Source organism: Chishuiella changwenlii, assembly GCF_900142565.1.
Taxonomy (GTDB): domain Bacteria; phylum Bacteroidota; class Bacteroidia; order Flavobacteriales; family Weeksellaceae; genus Empedobacter; species Empedobacter changwenlii.
Genome location: NZ_FRBH01000011.1, coordinates 1 through 20,326 on the forward strand (window position 1 = coordinate 1; position 20,326 = coordinate 20,326).

Here is a 20,326-nt window from a genome sequence, read left to right on the forward strand (position 1 = left end):
ATATTCTTCATTAGCATTAACTCATTTTGACATTCTAATTAATACTGAACTTAAAATATATTTATCTTTACTTTTTGTCTATTTATTTTATGTTAATTGTAATAAGATTATGTTATTATTTGTAGCAAAAATTAGCCCTGCGAGATATAAAGATTCCCAAAAACTTAAACCATATAATATTAAAGAAATTTCAGAATATTTATTATCACAAGATAATCTTAAAATAATAATTTACACATTTAATTTTATTGCAATAATTTTTCTTAATGTTTATAATTTTCAAAATCTTGATTTTTGTGATAAAATTCCATTATTTGAAAAACCTATATTACAATCATTAGTATCTTTCATAGCATTTGACCGAGCAATAACTTTGTTTAAAGGATTAAAATTTAAACCTTCAGAAATGTTTGAAAAGATATTAAATGGTATTAAAAACAAAAAAGAATCACTAAAATAAAAAACATCAGCTAATAACTAAGCTTTCGTCTTGCTCGTAGAACAAAATTATGGTATAATAATAACAATAATTTATATAACCTCTCTAAATGTTTTTAGCGAGGTTTTATATTTTCACACAACAAGTTATACAATTTAGTTTTGTTTGTATATTTGGGTATAATTTCACGAAAATAGATATAGCTAATTTTTTACGAAAAATTATTTTTATTTCGTAAAAAATGATAATAGTAATTAATGAAAGAATTCTCGAATAATTCGCCAAGATATTTTGTTGTTGAAATGTCTGTAAAAATTGAGCACTACATAAATTCAATTGTTGCTCTTATACTGGGTGTTAAATTTAGAAATACCAAATCTTTCGGTAATTCAAATGAAGCATTAAGTTTTAATGCAAAAGCAAATTTACTTTTAGATTTAGAATATCTTGAAAAGAATGATCGTATCAAATTTCAAATATTTATGGAAATAAGAAACAAATTTGCTCATCTGTATGAAATTGACACTTTTGAGAAATGCTTTGAGCTGACGAGAAACTATAATAAGCTTTTAAAAATTTACGAAATTGATGAAAAAGGTAATTCGCTAGAAGAAGATATGAATTATATGTTCATTTGTCTTTCTTTAGATATAACTTCTATTTTAAAAGCAATAGAAGAAAGAATACTAAATGAAATGTCAAAAAAATTTACACAACGCAGATTTACAGAGGAAGTTTATAAAAAAAATATAGAATATTTTAAGGAACATCCAGAAAATAAAGAAAGCGTTAATCATTTCATAGAATTTATAAAAAACATCATACTTAATGAAGTTGATGAGAAAATTAAAAACAAAGAAAATCCGCACATATAGACACTATTGCTAACATCAATAAATGTTTCGCAACTCCAATTTTAGGTACAAAAACACAAAATAGTATAAATAATAACCTCTTTAAAAGCGATTTTATAGAGGTTATTTGTTTTACACAATATGGCATACCTCTTGTTTTATTATCAATATTTCTTAGTTGCATAATAGCCAGTTTCATCGGGGTTTGTTCAAGTGTCCTTCGACAATGGTTTGAGAAAAAGTATGTTTTGTAGAACAACAGTCGAACAACGGTCGAAGGATTATCGAAGAAGATACATCAAAAAATACATTTTTGTTAGTCTACTATTTTTTGCGTTAGACCTCCCCAGCTAACGCGAGCATCTTGCTCGTTATTCTAAGAAAATCTTATATGCTCCGCATCTATTTTTTTGTTTTTCCTTTCAGTTTTATGAAAATAAAATTTTCAACAACCTCAGAAAAAACAAAAAACCCAACAGATTGCTCTATTGGGTTTTCTTAGCGGAGAGTGAGGGATTCGAACCCCCGGAGGTGTGACCCTCAACAGTTTTCAAGACTGCCGCATTCGACCACTCTGCCAACTCTCCTGTAACACCGCTTATATCGGTATTGCGAGTGCAAATATAGAATGTTATTTCGAATTTCCAAACGATGATTTAAAGTTTTTTTAACTTAAAAACATAGTTTACTCATTTTCAAATATATATTTTCAATATTTTTTACATTATTATTTAAATAATAACCTCAACTCTACTTTATAACCTCTAATGCAAGCTGAATAAAGAAACCTATTGTAAAAAAGATTGCAGAAAATTTAAGTAATGTAAAACGAAAACTATCATTCAAGATTAATTTATCCATTAATGGCTTCGAAATTTTTCTATCTAAAAGTTTTTCTATTCTCTTAGAAAAAAGCATTAAAACTAACATTACAACAACTATGGCTATAAGTGCAACCGTAGACTTAATAGAATGATAAAAAACAATACCCGAAATCATTCCTGATATTCCTAAAATAACTTGCGGAAGTTTATTAATTGTATTGCGGATTAATGTTTCTGTTTTCTTTAACCAATCTGCTCCTAATACTTCTGGTGCAGCTATCCAAAAAGAGCAAAATTGTAAAATAAGACTTAGTAGTGTAAAAAATTTTATCATATAACGGTTAACTATTTTAAATCCTATTAAATATAAAAAAAACCGCTCAAAATTTGAACGGTTTACACTATATAGTTTTTTATTTTAGAATTGGAGTTTCTATTCTTCCTCCTCTTCGTCTTCTACCATTGTATGATAAACATTGTTAACATCATCATCTTCATCAAATTTTTCTAATAATTTTTCGATGTCAGCTTTTTGTTCTTCTGTTAACTCTTTTGTTGTTTGTGGTATTCTTTCAAAATCAGAAGAAATAATCTCAAATCCTCCTTCTTCTAAAGATTTAAAGATTGTTCCATAATTTTCGAAAGGTGCAATTAAAACAATTCCATCCTCATCTTCAAAAATTTCTTCAACACCAAAATCAATCATCTCAAATTCTAATTCTTCGATGTCTGCTCCTTCTGGTTTCTGAATTTTGAAATTACAAATATGATCAAACATAAACTCTACAGAACCTTGTGTACCTAATTGTCCATTAGATTTGCTAAAGTACGAACGTACATTAGCTACAGTACGGTTATTATTGTTTGTAGAAGTTTCAACTAAAATAGCAATTCCATGAGGTCCATAACCTTCAAAAATTACTTCTTTATAGTTTTCAGTATTTTTATCTGATGCTTTTTTTATTGCGCGCTCAATATTATCCTTCGGCATATTTGCCGCTTTGGCATTCTGAATTACAGCACGAAGTTGAGAATTTGAATGCGGATCTGGGCCACCGGCTTTTACAGCCATTACGATATCTTTCCCAATTTTAGTAAACGCTTTAGACATTGCTGCCCAACGTTTCATTTTACGTCCTTTTCTAAATTCAAATGCTCTTCCCATTTTTACTTGTTTTTACAGAATGCAAATTTATTCATAAAACAAAAAAAATCCAAGAACTATGCCCTTGGATTTTAATTTGATTTTATATTTTTCTGGATTTATTTTAATCCATGATATTTTAACATTGGTTCTATAGAAGGTTCCTTTCCTCTAAAGTTTTTATAAATTACATTTAAATCGTCCGAATTTCCTTGCGAAAAAACTTTATCACGAAGAATTTGTCCATTCTTACGTGTCATTCCTCCGTTTTCTAACGTCCATTGGTATGCATCATGATCTAACATTTCTGCCCAAATATATGCAAAGTAACCTGCTGCATATCCTCCACCAAAAATATGGCTAAAATAAGATGAACGGTAACGTGGTGGAACCTGTGGTAAATTTGTTTTATTATCAATTAAAGCTTGTTTCTCAAATTCATCTACAGAAGTAATATTTGCATCAACATTTACTGTATGCCAAGACAAATCTAAAGAGGCTGCAGAAAGTAATTCTGTTAAACTATATCCTTTATTAAAATTCGCTGCTTTCTTCATTTTTGCAACCAATTCATCTGGGATAACTTGATTTGTTTGATAATGTTTCGCGTAATTTTTTAAGATAGAAGGCTCTGTTGCATAATGCTCATGAAACTGAGACGGGAATTCAACAAAATCTCTCGAAACGCTTGTTCCAGATAAAGTTGGATATTTCTGATTAGCAAAAAATCCATGTAATGCATGTCCAAATTCGTGAAAAGTTGTAATTACATCATCATAAGAAATTAAAGCTGGTTGTCCATTTGCAGGTTTAGTATAATTTCCTACATTATAAATAACTGGTTTTGTTCCAAATAAATGAGACTGTTCTACAAGGTTGCTCATCCAAGCTCCTCCTTGTTTTGTATCTCTTTTAAAATAATCTGTATAAAATAATCCTAATTGAGAACCATCTTCATTAAACAGCTCATATACTTTTACATCTTCATTCCAAACAGGGATATCAGTACGTTTTTTAAATGAAATTCCGTACAATTGTTTCGCCATGTAGAAAACACCATTTTCTACAACAGAATCTAAAACAAAATATGGTTTCATTGCACTTTCGTCAATATCATATTTTTCTTTACGAACTTTCTCTGCATAAAAATTCCAATCTGCTGCAGTTAAAGTATTCGCCGAGTTTTCTTTTTTTGCTAAAGCTTCAAATTCTTTTGCATCTTTATTTGCCATTGCTGTTGCAGCAGGAATCATTTGATTTAAAAGTTTTTTTGCTGCTGTAGGATTTTGTGCCATCTGATCTTGTAAATTCCATTCAGCATAATTATTAAATCCTAACAATTTCGCTTTTTCAGCACGTTTTTTCACTAAAGTAAGAATAGTAGCACGCGTATCGTTTTCATCTTTCTTTTCTGTTCTAATCCAAGCTGCATCAAATAACTTTTTTCTAGATGCTTTACTTGTCATATTTTGTAATTCTGGCTGTTGTGTTGTATTCAACAAACTCACCAAATATGTACCATCTGCTTGTTTAAAAGATTCTAAATCAGCATCGCTTAACCCTACTAATTCTTCTTTAGAAAAAGCAACTCCACCAGCTTTTGTTCCTTTTAATAATTGATTAGAAAATTTTGTTTCCAAAGAAGCAATCTCTCCATTCAATTTCTTTAATTCTTCTTTTTGCGCTGATGATAAATTAGCTCCTGCAAGTTCAAATTTTTGATAATATACATCTAATAATCGTGCAGATTCTTTGTCTAAATTTAAAGTACTCTTAGCATCATGCAATGCTTTTACTCTTTTAAAAAGTTGATCGTTTAAATAAATAGCATCACTATGTGCAGCAAATTTTGGAGATAGCTCCTCTTCTACCGCTTGCAATGTTTCATTTGTATCTGCTCCTGTTAATAAACCAAAAACATGACTTACTCTTGCTAATAATTGACCAGATTTTTCCATCTCAACCAATGTATTTTCAAAGGTTGGTTTTGCCGAATTATTCGCTATTTTTTCAATTTCAGCCAATTGCTCTACCATTCCTTGTAATAAAGCAGGTTTAAAGTCTTCACTTTTTATTTTAGAAAAATCTGCTGTATGATAAGGTAATTTACTTTCGCTGAAAAATGGATTTTGATTATTCCACATTGGATTTGATGTTTTTTGACTACAAGAAGTTGCTAAAATAGATGAGCCAAGCAACATTCCGTAAAATAATTTATTGTTAAACATTTTGTACGTTTTTATAACTGAACGAATTTAAGGTTTAAAATCTTAAATTTCAAATAAGACTTATTTTTACTTTGGGCGTTCCCTTCGGTCGGGTCTTCCGCTATATCTTTTACTTCGCTATTCGCTTCGTAAAAGGATGCCGCTTCACCCCCTAACGCTATTATAAAAAGATAGACGAAACTTAAAAGTTTGATTTTTAAATGACGTTTAAAAATGTCATTTCGAGTGAAATTCATTTAGAATTTTGTATCGAGAAATTGGACATTTTTAATAAATTTTGTCTTACTTCTCGATACAATTTTTCTCCATTTCATTTCGAAAAATCACTCGAAATGACAAAATAAAAGACCTTAAATATTAGTTAATCAGAAATAGAAATAACATATCGACGGGCTTAATGTGACAAGCTTAAAATATATTTTTCATTTTTAGCTTTTCGGTTTTCATTTAGAAAATGGTTAACTTTGACGTTGATAAATGTGTTTGCATTTATTACAATCAATTAAATAATATACTTTGAATTTAGATTTAGAAGAACTAAAATATATTTTATCAGAAAGCGTAGAGCCACTTCCAGCATGGGATTCTCACGAAAAGCTTTCTCCTCCATACAGAGATAAATTTGATTTAGAATTGGTAAAACGTACCAATCCAAAAAGTGCCTCTGTACTTATATTATTGTATCAAAACGAAAATGGTGAAATAGAATTTCCTGTAACAATGCGTGTTTCGTATGATGGCGCACATTCTCATCAATTTTCTTTACCTGGAGGACAGTTCGAAGAGCAAGATATTAGTTTCGACGAAACAGCAATTAGAGAAACTGTGGAAGAATTAGGTGTTGAATATGAAAATATTGAGATTATAAAACAGCTAAGCGAAATTTATATTCCACCAAGTAACTTTCTTGTTTATCCATACATTGGTGTTTATAATGGTGAGCCAGAATTTATGCCAGATATGCGAGAAGTACAATATGTTGTACCATTAGATTTAGAAGCTTTTGTTAATGCAGATTACGAAGTTTTTGAACGCGAATTTTCTGGTCAAACAGTAGAAATACCTGGTTATAATATTGGTGATGACGAATATTTATGGGGTGCTACTGCAATGATTTTAGAAGAATTTAAAGATTATATAAAAATCGTCTTAAATTTGTAATACAAAATAATAAGAAAACGTGTCTCAAAAAGCTAAAAAAAAGAACGCCTTTCGCGATTCATTTGGACATTTATATTTCCTGAAAAGAACCTTAATCTTTTTATTGGGATCATTTACGTATAATCGTTACAATGGTTTTAATAAACTGAAAGTTACTGGAACTAGAAATTTAGTTCATTTACCAAAACAAAATGTGTTATTTGTATCAAATCATCAGACTTATTTTGCTGATGTTTTTGCAATGTACCATGTATTTTGTAGTGTTAAAAATGGATTCATCGATACAATCAAAAATCCTATTTACCTATTAAATCCTAAAATTGATTTTTATTACGTTGCTGCAGAAGAAACAATGAAAGATAATCTTCTAACAAAACTTTTTGCTTATACTGGTGCTGTTACTGTAAAAAGAACATGGCGAGCTAAAGGTGAAAATGTAAACAGAAGAGTCGATCTTAACGAACTTAATAATATAGATAAGGCATTACAAAGTGGTTGGGTTGTTACATTTCCACAAGGAACAACAACTGCATTTGCTCCTGGAAGAAGAGGAACTGCACATTTAATAAAAAAGAATAAACCTATTGTAATACCTGTTGTTATTGATGGTTTCCGTAGAGCATTCGATAAAAAAGGTTTACGTATAAAAAAGCGTGGAATAAACGCTACTTTAACGTTTAAAGAGCCTTTAGAAATTGATTACGAAAACGATTCGAGCGATGCTATTATGCAAAAAATAATGCATTCTATAGAACAAACACCAGAGTTTAACTTAGTTAGATCGATGGATGAAATTCTAGCAGAAAATAGCGAAAGATCATTAGACGATTATCTAAATGAAGATGATGAAGAATTTGATAACTTCGATGATATAGGATACGACGAAGAAAATAAAAAAGACTAATAAAGATTACGAATAAAAAATGAAAAAAGTTCATTTTATAGCAATTGGTGGAAGTGCTATGCACAATTTAGCAATTGCATTACATGATAAAGGATATCAAGTTTCTGGTTCTGATGATGCGATTTTTGAACCTTCTAAAACTCGTTTAGATAAACGTGGAATTTTACCAGAAGAAATGGGATGGTTTCCAGAAAAAATTACAGAAGATTTAGATGCTGTAATTTTAGGAATGCATGCACATGCTGATAATCCTGAAATGTTACGTGCACAGGAATTAGGTTTAAAAATTTATTCATATCCAGAATATTTATACGAACAGTCTAAAGATAAAACACGTGTTGTAATTGGTGGTTCTCATGGAAAAACAACTATTACATCTATGATTTTGCATGTTCTACATTACCATAATATTGATGTTGATTACATGGTTGGCGCACAGTTAGATGGTTTTGATGTAATGGTAAAATTAACGGAGGAAAACGAATTTATGATTATGGAAGGTGATGAATACTTATCTTCTGCTTTAGATCGCCGTTCTAAGTTTCTTTTATATCAACCAAATATTGCGCTTATTTCTGGTATAGCTTGGGATCATATTAATGTTTTTCCAACATTTGCAGATTATACATCTCAATTCTCAAAATTCGTAGATTCTATAGTTGCTGGTGGTGCTTTAATTTATAACGAAACAGATGAAGAAGTTGTAAAAGTTGTTGATGAAACAGAAAAAGCCATTAAAAAATTCCCTTATCATTTACCAAATCATTTTATAGATAATGGTGTTACTTTCATAGAAACTGAAGATGGACCTATTCCGTTAGAAGTTTTTGGAAATCATAATTTAATGAATTTAGAAGGTGCACGTGCTATTTGTAAGCAATTAGGTGTAATGGATGATGATTTTAACGAAGCAATACAATCTTTTAAAGGTGCTTCTAAGAGATTAGAATTAATTAATAGAACTTCTGATTTTGTTGCTTACAAAGACTTTGCACATGCTCCTAGCAAAGTAACTTCTGTTACAAATGCTGTAAAAGAGCAATACACAGAAAAAACAGTTGTAGGATGTTTAGAAATTCATACTTATTCATCTTTAAATCCTGAATTTCTTGTTCAATACAAAGGTGCTTTAGATAAGGCTGATATAAAAATTGTAATGTATAGTCCAGAGGCTTTAGAAATAAAACGAATGGAAATGATTTCACCAGATGATATTAAAAAAGCATTTGGAGATGATTCTATTTTAGTTTTTACAAATGGAACAGAATTACAAGAATATATAGAGCACTTAGATAAAAAAGATAAAATATTCTTAATGATGAGTTCTGGTAATTTCGGTGGAATTAATCTGAATGAATTATTTAAATAATTTAAAATTAGATGTGAGATTTGAGTCGTGAGAAATCTTTTATAATCTCAAAGTCTTCTATTTAATTACATAGAATATTTACAAAAAAAATGTCATGTTGGACTCGTTTTCAACATGACATTATACTTTTATATGATGAGAGCTTCGACAGGCTCAGCTTGACAATAAAATTTTATAGTTTTACCTGTTAATGACTCGAAACAAATTTCAATCCTATAATAGAGAAGATTAAAGTACTTAAAAAGAAAACTCTCCAGAAATTAACAGGTTCTTTAAAAATAAAAATCCCCACTAAAACAGTTCCCACTGCTCCTATTCCTGTCCAAACGGCATAAGCTGTACCAATAGGTAAAGTTTGTGTTGCCTTTACCAATAAAACCATACTTACAACTAAAAAGAAAAGAAAACCACCATACCATAAGTACGCTTCGTTTCCTGACGTTTCTTTTGCTTTACCTAAACAAGATGCAAAGCCTACTTCGCAAAAACCTGCAATAATTAATAAAATCCAATTCATCTTTTTTCAATAATAAAAAAGGCTACACAATTGCAGCCTTACAAAGTTATATAAAATCTATTTGTTTACTTTCCGAAACTTTCGCTAAACTCCACTTGACCTTTAATATGGACTTCACTCCATGTTTTAGAAACTCCATCAGCTCCTTTATGTAAATCTAGACAATCAGTATTTAAAGCTGTTAAAGCTTTGTTTGCATTAAAATGCATTAAATCAACATCAGCTTCAATTGTAAAAACATTATTTTCAAAAGAAGATTGTACTTCATATTCTTTAGAAGTATTGTTTAATGTTAATTTTAAAAATGTTTTACCTTCTTTAAAACGTAACTGACCTTTAATTTCTTTTGTGTTAATCATATTACCAAATAGAATGTCTTTTAACTTTTCGTCTCTAACAATCATATCAGAATTTAAAGATGAAACCAACGCTACGATATCAGCTCCTTCTAAAACTTCTTGCGGAGTCTTACCTTCTTCGTTAACGTTTTTCACCAAAACAACGTCAAAATGACCAGGAACACCAACTTTTTCTGTTGTTTTATATCCCATCCATTCAACATTAGATTTACGGATAACTCCCGTAACAATTTCTGTTGGCTCTTCTGTTGTTTCTGTTTGTTGATTTTCTACTTGCTCTTCTTTAGGTTGTTCTTCTGTTTTATTGTTACAACTATAGAATGACATTGCAGCACAAATAGCTATTAAAGTATAAGTATTTCTCATTTTCTAATTTTAAAGTGCAAACATACGCATCAAAAAAAAATGACGCAATTGATTTTTAACATATTTTATATTTATACATTTGTACCATGTTAAGAGATATTTTAAACACATTACTCATTATCATTTCTATACCTTTTATATTAATTTATGAGATTTATTGTTCTGTTTACAAATACAGAAAATAATTAGTTAACTTCGTTCTATAAATAAATGAAATGAGCGAAAAAATTATAGGGATAATGGGCGCAATTCCAGAAGAAATAAATGGAGTTGTTAGTTTATTGTCAAACAAAAAAGAACATAAATTAGGGAAAAGAACCTATTATACTGGGGAAATAAACAATCAGAAAGTTGTTGTTGTTTTTTCTCGTATTGGTAAAGTTGCTGCTGCAACTACTGTTTCTACTCTTATTTTAGAATTTAAAATTACCGAATTAATTTTTACTGGTGTTGCAGGAGCAATACATTCTTCATTAAAAATAGGTGATATTGTTTTAGGAGAAAGTTTAATTCAGCACGACATGAATGCTCATCCACTATTCCCAGCTTACGAAATTCCTTTATTAAACAAAGCTTATTTTAATAGTGATAATGAGCGAATAGATCTTGCCACTTCGACTATTCTTGAAATGTTAGAACAGCAAAATTTATACGATGTTATAACAGAAGAAGATTTAAAGAAGTTTAATATTCATTCGCCACAATTACATGTCGGATTAATTGGATCTGGAGATTTATTCTTCTCTACTAATTCGCAAAAGGAAAAATTACAAGAAAAATTACCAGAGTTATTGTGTGTAGAAATGGAAGGAGCTGCTGTTGCACAGGTTTGTTATGAATTTGGAATTCCTTACATTATTATTAGAACAATTTCTGATGAGGCTGACGATAAGTCTACAGTAGATTTTAATAGCTTTATAGAGAAAATTTCGAATGTTTATTCGATAGAAATAATTAAAAACATCATCAAATAAAAAGTCCTTGCAAAAGGGCTTTTTCTTTTTGATGTACATTAATAAAAAAATCATTCAATATTATAATTGAACTCATTCTTAAAACTAAAATTAATGGATTTATTTGTGGGGAGAGCAGGATTCGAACCTGCGAAGGTGAAACCAACGGATTTACAGTCCGTCCTCGTTGGCCGCTTGAGTATCTCCCCAACCTATAATAAAGTATTTTTAAATGAGCCGATAGAGGGACTCGAACCCACGACCTGCTGATTACAAATCAGCTGCTCTAGCCAGCTGAGCTACATCGGCTTATTATTTTTTGTTTTAAAAGTAAAAATAAAAACTTTTTATTGAGCCGATAGAGGGACTCGAACCCACGACCTGCTGATTACAAATCAGCTGCTCTAGCCAGCTGAGCTACATCGGCAATTTTGTGGGGAGAGCAGGATTCGAACCTGCGAAGGTGAAACCAACGGATTTACAGTCCGTCCTCGTTGGCCGCTTGAGTATCTCCCCAACCTTATATTTTTACTGAGCCGATAGAGGGACTCGAACCCACGACCTGCTGATTACAAATCAGCTGCTCTAGCCAGCTGAGCTACATCGGCAAAAATATTGTTATTTGATATTTCAAATTGAAAACCGAAACTTATTTCTTAAAGAGATATTGTTCCTTTTTCGTGGTGCAATATTAGGGCAGTTTTTCGAATCTCGCAAATGTTTTTCAAAAAAAAATCAGAAGTTTTTTCAAAAAAATCACTTCAATTTTGAAAATCAGAATTTTAGATTCTAAAAAAATATTTAAAAAAAATATAATTAAAGATAATGTTCTATTTACATTGAACTTATTAATTTTGTTCCTTATTAATAAATTTAATGCACCTTTTTATACAAATATTACAATTATTTGGAGCTATTGCCTTATTTATTTTTGCTATTAAATTACTGAGTGAAAATTTACAAGCTCTTTCGGGTTCTAACTTTAAAAAAACACTAAATAAGCTTACACGCAACAATTTTTCTACAATTGTTACTGGTACTTTCTTTACTACTGCAATTCAGTCCTCATCTGCAGCGAGTGTTTTTATATTAGGATTTATGAATGCTGGTTTAATTAATTTGAAAAAAGCTTTTGGATTAATATTAGGTGCAAATATTGGTACAACCCTAACATTGTGGTTGGTTTATTTTGGATTAAAGTTCGATTTGGTTTTAATTGCTCTACCATTAACACTAATTGCATTTCCATTTTATTTATCTAAGAAAAGAAACTATAGAAAATTAGGTGGTATCTTATTTTCTTTATCATTACTATTCTTAGCATTATTTTTCTTAAAGAAATTTTTACCGTCGATAGAAAACAATCAAGCTTTTCAAGAATTTATAACGCATGTTTCTAACCTTGGTTTGGCAACGAATCTTTTATTTATATTTTTTGGAATATTATTAACTGTAGTTGTTCATTTTTCTTCTGCTTCAATTACCATTGCCATCTTATTAACGAATAAAGGTTTACCATTAGAATTAGCTGCTATGATTGTTTTAGGAGCAAATATCGGAACTACATTTACAGCACATTTAGTTGCAGCAATTGGTGATAGATACACAAAAGTTGTAGCAGCATTCCATACATTTTTTAATGTTATTGTTGCTCTTATTTTTCTATTTACAACTAATTTATTGTTACAGTTTATAGGGAAATACCTATCATCTAATCTTGCCGTACAATTAATTGCATATGACACTATTACGAATGTTATTGGTGTAATTTTGTTTTTCCCTTTTATAAATCGTTTGGCTTTTTATTGCCAAAAGAAATACTTTTCGCTTAAAGAATCTAATACAAAAATTGAGTTTTTTGCAATTCCATTTGGAACAAATTCTGATTTATATCAAAATGAAGCCAATAAGAAACTATTAAAATTAGCCACAACAACCAAACAAACAATTTATACACTTGGTAGAATGATTACCGAAAGTGATGAAGAGAAAATTTTGGTTTTTAGAGAACGTATTTTAGAATTAGAAAAAGAAGGTGATCAGCTAGAAAAAGAAGTGAATCAATTCTTAAATGAAATTACTGAACTTGATTTACCAAACGAAAATACTTTAGCTACTTTACAGTTAATTACACTTTGTCATCATTTAGAAAGTGTTGGAGATATTGCAATTAAAATTTCTTCTATACATCGTCGTCGTAGAATGACAAATAGTTATTTTACACCTAAGATGCGCTCTTATTTAGTCGATTTTCAAGATAATTTAGATCAAGCGACAAGAATCTTAAATCAGAATTTAAACGAAATACAAGAAGAGGTTACAATAGACCAAGCTGAATTTATAGAAAAAACAATCAATACTATTTTTAAGGATGCTGAAGCAAATCTTATGAAAACCATAGAAAGAGAAAAATTGTTAACAACAAGTGCTCTTTTCTATAAAGATTTAATTCAGAATTATGAAGATTTAGGAGATCATCTATACAAAGCAAATAAAACAATTGTAAAGCTTAAAAATCAGTAATTTTTCTATAAATGATTTTCTGAGAGAGAAATTTAATTCTTCTACTTCTCTCCTATTTTGTAATTTTGCGGAATGTTCGATTCAAAACAAATTTTTTCTATTCAATCTGAAAAAGATTTTCAGCATGTTGCATTGGAAGTTTTCCGTTATCAAGCACAAGAAAATGAGGTATATAAAAACTTTCTTAAGTTTCTGAATATCGATTATAAAACGATAAATCATACAGATGATATTCCATTTTTACCAATTCAATTTTTCAAAAAATATGAAATTGTTTCTGGTAATCGTGCTATTGAAAAAGTTTTTACTAGTTCTGGAACAACAGGAATGACTACAAGCCAACATCTCGTTACAGATTTAGCATTGTATCATTATAGTTTAGAAAAATGTTTTGAGCAGTTTTATGGTCCTCTAAATGACTATACAATCTTTGCACTTCTTCCTTCTTATTTAGAAAGAACTGGTTCTTCGCTTATTGATATGGTAGAATATTGGATTGATAAATCTGGAAGTGATAAAAGTGGTTTCTATTTGTATAATCATGATGAATTATACAACAACCTCATCGAACACGAAAAAACAGGAAAAAAAGCGATTTTAATTGGTGTTTCTTTTGCCTTATTAGATTTTGTTGAAAATTATAAAATGAATTTACAGCATACAATTGTAATGGAAACTGGTGGAATGAAAGGTCGTAAAAAAGAGATTACAAGAGAAGAATTGCATCAAATTTTAAAAGATGGATTCGGAACAAATGAGATACATTCGGAATATGGAATGACTGAATTACTTTCTCAGGGATATTCTCGTGGAGATTTAACCTTTAAATCGCCTAATTGGATGCGAATTATAATTAGAGAGACTGAAGATCCATTTAACCATGTTTCGCAAGGAAAAGCTGGCGGAGTAAATGTGATTGATTTAGCAAATTATAACTCGATAAGCTTTATAGCGACTGATGACTTAGGTAAAAAAATTGCTCAAAATCAGTTTGAGATTCTAGGACGTTTCGATCATTCGGACGTACGAGGATGTAACTTAATGATTATGGAATAAAAAAAGCTGTTTCTAACGAAACAGCTTTTTTTGTGGTTTTTATTTCTTTTTCATTAAAACTTCTTTGTTCGATTCTTCTCTTATTTTATCAAAAAATTGTTTTAAATCGTTATACTTCTCAGCTTCATATACTCCTTCTGGTAAAATAAATTGATATGAAATTGTTAAGACATTGTCATTTAATTTTGCTTCTTGGTAATATTCCAAACCTAATTCTGATTTGTGATGAGCTTTGTATTTTTCATCTATAACAACTTCATAACCTTCTGGAATTTTACTTTTTACTTGAATATTAAAAAAGTATGGAAATTCAAATTCTACTTTACGTTGACGGTTTTTATCATCAAAAGTATATTTAGATAAGAAAGCACGTAATGGATTTGCAAAGTTATAGAAAGGTGAACCTACTTGCTTATTTACAGCTTTATATGATTTTTTGTATTTATTATCTCTATATTCTAAATCGTCTGAATTTTCAATATCAAATCGTTGATCCATCGATTCTGTAACATATCTTTTTAAAACATTTTCTTCATCTGCTTCTTGATCATAAAAATATCCATTAAAACGATCTTGACGATTTAAAATAACTTTATCTTTAAGAAATTGGTAGCTAATGATAGCTTCATATTCTGACAATTTCTGCGTTAACTTAACAAAGCTTGGTTCTCCTTTTTGTAATACAACACCATAATAATTAAAGATTTCTAAAGGTGCAAATTCAACTTGATCTTTGTTTAATTGCGCACCATCTAACAAAATCACTTGTCCTGATTTTAAGTGAACAGCTGTTATAACAGAGCTAAATTGATTTATTAATGGATAACTTAACAAAACTTGTCCATATTGACGTGTACTACCCAAGATTAAATAAGAATTAAATCCTTTAGCAGTTAAAATCTCTTGTAAAAATAAATTAAGGTCTGCAGACATTCCTACCTTATCTTTTAAAACAGATTTGTTCGTTTTTTGAGGAGCAATAGAATAAATATTATTCCATTTTACATTATTGTTTACATACTCCACAATATTTCTTAATGTTTCTATTTCTGTAGCTCCATCTGGAATAACTTTCGCTATATCTCGCATTGCAGATGGATTTCGATAAGAATCGTACTTAGAATTAATATCTCGAATTAAATCCTTCCAAGCATTCATTACACTACTTTTTGTTGTTCCTGTATGATACGAATCGTGCTGTAACTTTATTCTTTCACTCTGATCATTCTGATTATACACATATTTTAAATCATTGTAACTCTTTTGATCTGTTAAAATCCAATCTGTTGTACTGCTCGTTTTACCTTTGTATTTTGCATTAATTTCATCTCCAATTGTTATAATTGAATACCCTCCATTGGATTGATTATTTAGCTTAAATTCACTAAAAAGCGTTGGTATATCATGTTGGAAATTCCAAGCATCAATAGAAAAGTTATATTCACTAGATTTTGTATAAGTGTATTCTATTATAGAACCTACTTGTACATTAGAGAAAGTAAAACGTTTAGCATTATATAATTGGTTAATGGAAACGTCAAAAATTTCTTTCGCATCTATAGGTGTAATTTCTTCTTTTCCGTTTACAACATTTATCGTATTTCCTTTTATTCCTGAAATAGATTCATTCTTATTTTCACTATAATAACGTAATTGAATATTAGCTTCCTCTTTTCCTTTTTCTGTTAGAATTTTTATTCTTCTTTTTACAGTTAAATAGTAATTACTAAAAGATAAATTCATTTTCCCCTCTTCTGAAAGGATAACAGCATTTGCATTTTTATCGTAAGAAACTTCTTTAATATTTTTTTCTTGTTCAGTTACTTTTCCTAATTTAAAATCTCTTGTTTGTGCAAAAGAAATACCTGATAAAATAACGAATAAAAGTGTAGATTTTAATTTCATTAATTGGTTGTTAAAATTTGATGGCAAATTTACTCTTTACAATATGTTTTTAAAGTAAAATAAATAATTATTTATAAAATCTGATTTTAAATAAGTTTTGAATTTTATTAATTTACTATATTTGAAATACTTAATCGATTAAATTATGATAAAAATTTATTTGTATTTCACCCTATTGTTTTCATTTACAGCAGTAAATGCACAAAAATACGTTGAACCAGAGAAAGCAGTAAAAGATGAACAAAAAAGAAAAGCATCTGAAGTTGTAACTTTTCCTACTAGAAAATTTGATTCTATTGAGGCTAAAAAAGCTTTAGCTATGGGAAAAGGAAAAATAACTGGTACAGCTTTTACTCGTACTAAAAATGGGTATGGAATGAAGGTTGGAAAAAAAGTTTTAGCAAATAAAATTACTATTCAATTATTTCCTGTAACTCCCTACTTTGAGGAATATTATGCTTTATGGAAAGATAAAAGCAAGAATAATCCGAAAAAAAATAGATTCGTTTACATGGATAAGGATGCTTATCGTTATAGATTAGATGCTGTAACAAACAGTTCTGGAGAATTTACTTTTCCTGATATGAAACCTGGTAAATATTACTTATGGGGAAGTTTAGATTATTCTTTAAGTTATAATTACAACCAATACACAGGAAGTGGATATAATGGTTATGGAGGAAGAATTGATTACTATTCGCCAAGTTCTTACTCAAAAGGTTATAATGAATTTTTAGAGCTTTTTGTTGAAGTAAAATCAGACGGAGAAGTTGTTGAAGTAAAACTGAAATAATTCAGTTTTACTTCAATAAATTATCTAAAGCCTTTTCTAAGGTTGGATATTTAAATACAAATCCTCTTTTTTCTATCTTTTCTGAACTTAATCGAGATCCTTTTAAAATTAAATCGCTCATCTCTCCCAATACAATTCTTAATAAAGCAGAAGGTATATTAGGCATAAAAAAAGGTTTATCCATTTTACGAGCTAATGTCTTATTAAATGTTGAATGATTAATCTTCTCTGGAACAGCAGCATTAAAACTTCCATTCATTTGCTCTTGCTCAACAGCTTCTACATACATCTCTACTAAATCGTCAACATGAATCCAAGGCATCCATTGTTTTCCGTCGCCTAAATTTGCTCCTACACACATTTTAATTGGTTTTTTAAGCAAATCGAAAGCTCCACCTTCTTTTGCTAAAACTAAGGAAGTTCTCAAACAAACAACTCTCGTTTTAAAAGCTTTGAATTTATAAGCAGCATTTTCCCAATCAATACATACTTTTCCTAGAAAATCATTTCCTGGTGAATCTTCTTCTTTAAAAATAGTATCTGATGTTATTTGTCCATAATAACTACTTCCAGAAGCGGAAATAAAAAATTTTAGATTTGGAGCTAATTTCTCCGTGTATGTATAAAGTAAATTAGCTGTATTAATTCTACTTTCATAAATTTCCTTTTTATAGGACTTTGTCCAACGCTTAGAAATTGTAGCTCCAGCTAAATGGATTATGCCATCAAGATTCTCAAATGCCTTTTCATCAACTTTATTTTTATCCCAATGATAAAAAGGATGTTCTATATTCTTCTCTCTTGTTAAAATTCTAACTTCATGTCCATTTTCAATTAATCTTTTAGATAATTTAGAACCAACTAATCCACTTCCACCTGTAAGAAGAATATTCATACTCATTATTTTTTTCTAATTTAGCCATTCAAAATTGATACCAATGCTAAAAGGACGATTTTCTTTTCTAAAAAAGATGGGACCCGACGAAGAAAATAAATTAAAACAGAAAATTTTTGATGTTATTTTCGAAGCCAATACGCCGTACGGGAAACTTTTTGACATCCTTTTATTGTTACTAATTCTAACCAGTGTTGGTTTAGTAATGATGGAATCTATTCCGGCAATTAATGCTCGTTACCATTTAACACTGATTATCTTAGAATGGATTTTAACCATCTTGTTCACTTTAGAATATATTTTAAGAATTTACTGTGTAAAAAACAGATGGCGTTATATTTTTAGTTTTTATGGTTTAATTGATTTATTATCTATTTTACCATTCTACTTAGGCTTCTTCTTCGAGGCAAGTAAATATTTATCAAGCATTAGAATTTTACGTTTATTAAGAGTTTTCAGGATTTTTAATTTGACTCAATTTACACATGGTCGAAATGTTTTAATGATTGGATTAAAAGAAAGTAGAGATAAAATTATTGTATTCCTTTCTTTTGTTCTTTTAATTGTTGTGGTAATTGGATCTATTATGTACACGGTAGAACACGATCATCCGGAATCTGGTTTTACAAGTATTCCAATTAGTATTTATTGGGCAATTGTAACATTAACGACTGTTGGTTATGGAGATGTTTCTCCTGTTACTGGATTAGGACAATTTCTTGCTTCTCTTGTAATGATTATCGGTTACGGAATTATTGCTGTACCTACAGGAATTGTGACAATGGAAATGAATAAAGCATCAAAAAATGATATTCCAAAAAATACTGAAAGATGTAGAAATTGCGGAGACGATTATCATTTAGATGGTTCTATTTATTGTAAAACTTGCGGACATAAATTAGACGAATAAGTTGTGAGTTGTGAGTTGTGAGTTGTGAGTTGTGAGTTGTGAGTTGTGAGTTGTGAGCAAATTTAAAAACTTAAACTCTTAACAACCTAAACACATAACAACTTAAAAACTTACACACATAAAAACCTTACACCTTACAATCTTAAGTCTTAGTTCCTACACCTCTTCTTCTTTATCTAGATTAATATATCTATTACTATCGATATGATTTACTTGTTCATAGTATTTCGTGTAATTTATAGACATATTTAATTCATATCCTACAAGCATTAAAATAACATTGATATACACAAAAATCATCATAATCATTACTAATCCTAAAGAACCATATAACAAATCTATATTTGTAAAATAACGCAAGTAGGAATTAAAACCAATTACAGTCAATAAAAATAGAAATGATGTTAAAATAGCACCTGGTAAAACTGTACTTCTAGTTTTTTTATGATTTGGTCCGAAATAATATAACATATACATCGAAACAAAATAGAACATAAAGATTGTAACATAATTAATGATGTAAGAAAACTGTCCCAACTTGCTTAAAAAAGGAACATGAGTTAAATACTTCCAAATAACAGAGGTTGAATAAGATAAAAAAACTTGTAAAACGATGAATACTGTAAAGAATAAAGTTAATACAATTGAGATTAATCTTGATTTAGAATTTTTTCTTTTTACATATACATCTTGATAAGACACATTAAACCCATTAATTATTCCTTGTATTCCGTTTGATGACATAAAGATTGTAATCAAAATCAAAAGATAATTCACTTTTCGTTTCCCTTGCAATTTTGTTGTACTTTCTATATAAGAAACTACTTCATTACTAAGATGTTTTGGTAAAATTTTTGGCAAAAACTCTGTAAACAATAATGTTTTTATTTCTTCATAATAAAATATATGTGGCAATACTGTAAACAAGAAAAGTAAAAAAGGAAACATACTAAAAAATAATATCCAAGAAACAGCCGCAGAACGCAATGGGAAGTTACCTTTCATAACGCGAATCCAAAAAACTTTTAAAAAATCATACACTGAAATGCCTGTTTTTTTATTCATCATTTTTGTTCTCGACCATTCGCGAAAATAATTTATTCCCATATATGTTTTAAAATGTTGT

Annotated in this window: 18 protein-coding genes and 6 tRNA genes; 10 read left to right on the plus strand and 14 right to left on the minus strand. The window is 29.3% G+C overall.

Annotated elements, in window-relative coordinates; translation table 11 throughout:
- Positions 1 to 109: 109 nt before the first annotated feature.
- Both BUA86_RS13295 and BUA86_RS13300 read left to right on the plus strand, forming a co-directional pair.
- Entirely contained in the window at positions 110 to 460 is a 351-nt protein-coding gene (locus BUA86_RS13295; RefSeq protein WP_143147333.1) for a hypothetical protein, read from the plus strand.
- 281 nt (positions 461 to 741) lie between these two features.
- Positions 742 to 1,314 carry a hypothetical protein gene (locus BUA86_RS13300; RefSeq protein WP_188435018.1) on the plus strand — a complete coding sequence of 191 codons (573 nt, stop codon included), beginning with the start codon at positions 742 to 744 and terminating at the stop codon, positions 1,312 to 1,314.
- Positions 1,315 to 1,795: 481 nt separating this feature from the next.
- On the opposite strand, the gene BUA86_RS13310 is transcribed toward BUA86_RS13300, so the two are convergent.
- From BUA86_RS13310 to BUA86_RS13325, 4 genes are all read right to left on the minus strand, one after another.
- Positions 1,796 to 1,880, minus strand: a tRNA-Ser gene (locus BUA86_RS13310).
- A gap of 163 nt (positions 1,881 to 2,043) precedes the next feature.
- On the minus strand, positions 2,044 to 2,451 hold the full coding sequence (locus BUA86_RS13315; protein WP_072933466.1) for a hypothetical protein: 408 nt from the start codon (positions 2,449 to 2,451) through the stop codon (positions 2,044 to 2,046).
- Between the two features lie 99 nt (positions 2,452 to 2,550).
- On the minus strand, positions 2,551 to 3,282 hold the full coding sequence (locus tag BUA86_RS13320) for a YebC/PmpR family DNA-binding transcriptional regulator (RefSeq protein ID WP_072933468.1): 732 nt from the start codon (positions 3,280 to 3,282) through the stop codon (positions 2,551 to 2,553).
- A 98-nt stretch (positions 3,283 to 3,380) separates the two neighbouring features.
- Positions 3,381 to 5,489 (minus strand): M3 family metallopeptidase, encoded by a 2,109-nt coding sequence (locus tag BUA86_RS13325; protein WP_072933470.1) that lies wholly within the window; start codon positions 5,487 to 5,489, stop codon positions 3,381 to 3,383.
- 516 nt (positions 5,490 to 6,005) lie between these two features.
- Here BUA86_RS13325 and BUA86_RS13335 point away from each other — a divergent pair.
- Genes BUA86_RS13335 through BUA86_RS13345 form a run of 3 tightly spaced genes read left to right on the plus strand, consistent with a single transcriptional unit; the run spans position 6,006 to position 8,923 of the window.
- Complete coding sequence (locus tag BUA86_RS13335; protein WP_072933474.1) at positions 6,006 to 6,650, plus strand: NUDIX hydrolase; 645 nt, start codon at positions 6,006 to 6,008, stop codon at positions 6,648 to 6,650.
- A 19-nt stretch (positions 6,651 to 6,669) separates the two neighbouring features.
- Entirely contained in the window at positions 6,670 to 7,554 is an 885-nt protein-coding gene (locus BUA86_RS13340) for a lysophospholipid acyltransferase family protein (RefSeq protein ID WP_072933476.1), read from the plus strand.
- Between the two features lie 19 nt (positions 7,555 to 7,573).
- Complete coding sequence (locus tag BUA86_RS13345; RefSeq protein WP_072933478.1) at positions 7,574 to 8,923, plus strand: UDP-N-acetylmuramate--L-alanine ligase; 1,350 nt, start codon at positions 7,574 to 7,576, stop codon at positions 8,921 to 8,923.
- 187 nt (positions 8,924 to 9,110) lie between these two features.
- Here BUA86_RS13345 and BUA86_RS13350 read toward each other — a convergent pair whose 3' ends face one another.
- Together BUA86_RS13350 and BUA86_RS13355 are read right to left on the minus strand one after the other, a co-directional pair.
- Positions 9,111 to 9,440 carry a DMT family transporter gene (locus tag BUA86_RS13350; protein ID WP_072933480.1) on the minus strand — a complete coding sequence of 110 codons (330 nt, stop codon included), beginning with the start codon at positions 9,438 to 9,440 and terminating at the stop codon, positions 9,111 to 9,113.
- 65 nt (positions 9,441 to 9,505) lie between these two features.
- Positions 9,506 to 10,165 carry a hypothetical protein gene (locus tag BUA86_RS13355; RefSeq protein ID WP_072933482.1) on the minus strand — a complete coding sequence of 220 codons (660 nt, stop codon included), beginning with the start codon at positions 10,163 to 10,165 and terminating at the stop codon, positions 9,506 to 9,508.
- A 215-nt stretch (positions 10,166 to 10,380) separates the two neighbouring features.
- Between BUA86_RS13355 and BUA86_RS13360 the strand changes: the two genes are divergently transcribed.
- On the plus strand, positions 10,381 to 11,139 hold the full coding sequence (locus tag BUA86_RS13360; RefSeq protein ID WP_072933484.1) for a 5'-methylthioadenosine/adenosylhomocysteine nucleosidase: 759 nt from the start codon (positions 10,381 to 10,383) through the stop codon (positions 11,137 to 11,139).
- 106 nt (positions 11,140 to 11,245) lie between these two features.
- Here BUA86_RS13360 and BUA86_RS13365 read toward each other — a convergent pair.
- From BUA86_RS13365 to BUA86_RS13385, 5 genes are all read right to left on the minus strand, one after another.
- Positions 11,246 to 11,327, minus strand: a tRNA-Tyr gene (locus tag BUA86_RS13365).
- A gap of 26 nt (positions 11,328 to 11,353) precedes the next feature.
- Positions 11,354 to 11,427: transfer RNA gene (locus BUA86_RS13370), tRNA-Thr, on the minus strand.
- A gap of 44 nt (positions 11,428 to 11,471) precedes the next feature.
- Positions 11,472 to 11,545, minus strand: a tRNA-Thr gene (locus BUA86_RS13375).
- A gap of 7 nt (positions 11,546 to 11,552) precedes the next feature.
- A tRNA-Tyr gene (locus BUA86_RS13380) sits at positions 11,553 to 11,634 on the minus strand.
- Between the two features lie 18 nt (positions 11,635 to 11,652).
- Positions 11,653 to 11,726 (minus strand) — tRNA-Thr (locus BUA86_RS13385).
- Positions 11,727 to 11,994: 268 nt separating this feature from the next.
- Between BUA86_RS13385 and BUA86_RS13390 the strand changes: the two genes are divergently transcribed.
- Both BUA86_RS13390 and BUA86_RS13395 read left to right on the plus strand, forming a co-directional pair.
- Entirely contained in the window at positions 11,995 to 13,641 is a 1,647-nt protein-coding gene (locus BUA86_RS13390; RefSeq protein ID WP_072933486.1) for a Na/Pi cotransporter family protein, read from the plus strand.
- A 72-nt stretch (positions 13,642 to 13,713) separates the two neighbouring features.
- A complete protein-coding gene (locus BUA86_RS13395; protein ID WP_072933488.1) occupies positions 13,714 to 14,697 on the plus strand; it encodes a LuxE/PaaK family acyltransferase in 984 nt (327 codons plus the stop codon).
- A gap of 39 nt (positions 14,698 to 14,736) precedes the next feature.
- Here BUA86_RS13395 and BUA86_RS13400 read toward each other — a convergent pair whose 3' ends face one another.
- Positions 14,737 to 16,602, minus strand: a complete 1,866-nt coding sequence (locus tag BUA86_RS13400) for a DUF3857 domain-containing protein (protein ID WP_072933490.1) — start codon at positions 16,600 to 16,602, stop codon at positions 14,737 to 14,739.
- 145 nt (positions 16,603 to 16,747) lie between these two features.
- On the opposite strand from BUA86_RS13400, the gene BUA86_RS13405 reads away from it, so the two are divergent.
- On the plus strand, positions 16,748 to 17,395 hold the full coding sequence (locus BUA86_RS13405) for a hypothetical protein (RefSeq protein WP_072933492.1): 648 nt from the start codon (positions 16,748 to 16,750) through the stop codon (positions 17,393 to 17,395).
- 7 nt (positions 17,396 to 17,402) lie between these two features.
- On the opposite strand, the gene BUA86_RS13410 is transcribed toward BUA86_RS13405, so the two are convergent.
- Positions 17,403 to 18,290, minus strand: coding sequence for a TIGR01777 family oxidoreductase (locus tag BUA86_RS13410; RefSeq protein ID WP_083580379.1), 888 nt, complete (start codon positions 18,288 to 18,290; stop codon positions 17,403 to 17,405).
- Positions 18,291 to 18,366: 76 nt separating this feature from the next.
- Between BUA86_RS13410 and BUA86_RS13415 the strand changes: the two genes are divergently transcribed.
- Positions 18,367 to 19,200: an ion transporter gene (locus BUA86_RS13415; protein ID WP_229731872.1), complete on the plus strand. Its 834-nt coding sequence runs from the start codon at positions 18,367 to 18,369 to the stop codon at positions 19,198 to 19,200.
- Between the two features lie 156 nt (positions 19,201 to 19,356).
- Here the strand turns inward: BUA86_RS13415 and BUA86_RS13420 are convergent, their stop codons facing one another.
- Positions 19,357 to 20,307, minus strand: coding sequence for a YihY/virulence factor BrkB family protein (locus tag BUA86_RS13420; RefSeq protein ID WP_244891558.1), 951 nt, complete (start codon positions 20,305 to 20,307; stop codon positions 19,357 to 19,359).
- Positions 20,308 to 20,326: the final 19 nt, after the last annotated feature.

Coding starts and splice junctions, on each gene's coding strand:
- BUA86_RS13420 (WP_244891558.1), bottom strand. CDS start 20,307: ATGGGAATAAATTATTTTCGCGAATGGTCGAGAACAAAAATGATGAAT.
- BUA86_RS13390 (WP_072933486.1), top strand. CDS start 11,995: ATGCACCTTTTTATACAAATATTACAATTATTTGGAGCTATTGCCTTA.
- BUA86_RS13350 (WP_072933480.1), bottom strand. CDS start 9,440: ATGAATTGGATTTTATTAATTATTGCAGGTTTTTGCGAAGTAGGCTTT.
- BUA86_RS13400 (WP_072933490.1), bottom strand. CDS start 16,602: ATGAAATTAAAATCTACACTTTTATTCGTTATTTTATCAGGTATTTCT.
- BUA86_RS13395 (WP_072933488.1), top strand. CDS start 13,714: ATGTTCGATTCAAAACAAATTTTTTCTATTCAATCTGAAAAAGATTTT.
- BUA86_RS13320 (WP_072933468.1), bottom strand. CDS start 3,282: ATGGGAAGAGCATTTGAATTTAGAAAAGGACGTAAAATGAAACGTTGG.
- BUA86_RS13355 (WP_072933482.1), bottom strand. CDS start 10,165: ATGAGAAATACTTATACTTTAATAGCTATTTGTGCTGCAATGTCATTC.
- BUA86_RS13405 (WP_072933492.1), top strand. CDS start 16,748: ATGATAAAAATTTATTTGTATTTCACCCTATTGTTTTCATTTACAGCA.
- BUA86_RS13345 (WP_072933478.1), top strand. CDS start 7,574: ATGAAAAAAGTTCATTTTATAGCAATTGGTGGAAGTGCTATGCACAAT.
- BUA86_RS13360 (WP_072933484.1), top strand. CDS start 10,381: ATGAGCGAAAAAATTATAGGGATAATGGGCGCAATTCCAGAAGAAATA.
- BUA86_RS13410 (WP_083580379.1), bottom strand. CDS start 18,290: ATGAATATTCTTCTTACAGGTGGAAGTGGATTAGTTGGTTCTAAATTA.
- BUA86_RS13300 (WP_188435018.1), top strand. CDS start 742: ATGTCTGTAAAAATTGAGCACTACATAAATTCAATTGTTGCTCTTATA.
- BUA86_RS13415 (WP_229731872.1), top strand. CDS start 18,367: ATGGGACCCGACGAAGAAAATAAATTAAAACAGAAAATTTTTGATGTT.
- BUA86_RS13325 (WP_072933470.1), bottom strand. CDS start 5,489: ATGTTTAACAATAAATTATTTTACGGAATGTTGCTTGGCTCATCTATT.
- BUA86_RS13315 (WP_072933466.1), bottom strand. CDS start 2,451: ATGATAAAATTTTTTACACTACTAAGTCTTATTTTACAATTTTGCTCT.
- BUA86_RS13295 (WP_143147333.1), top strand. CDS start 110: ATGTTATTATTTGTAGCAAAAATTAGCCCTGCGAGATATAAAGATTCC.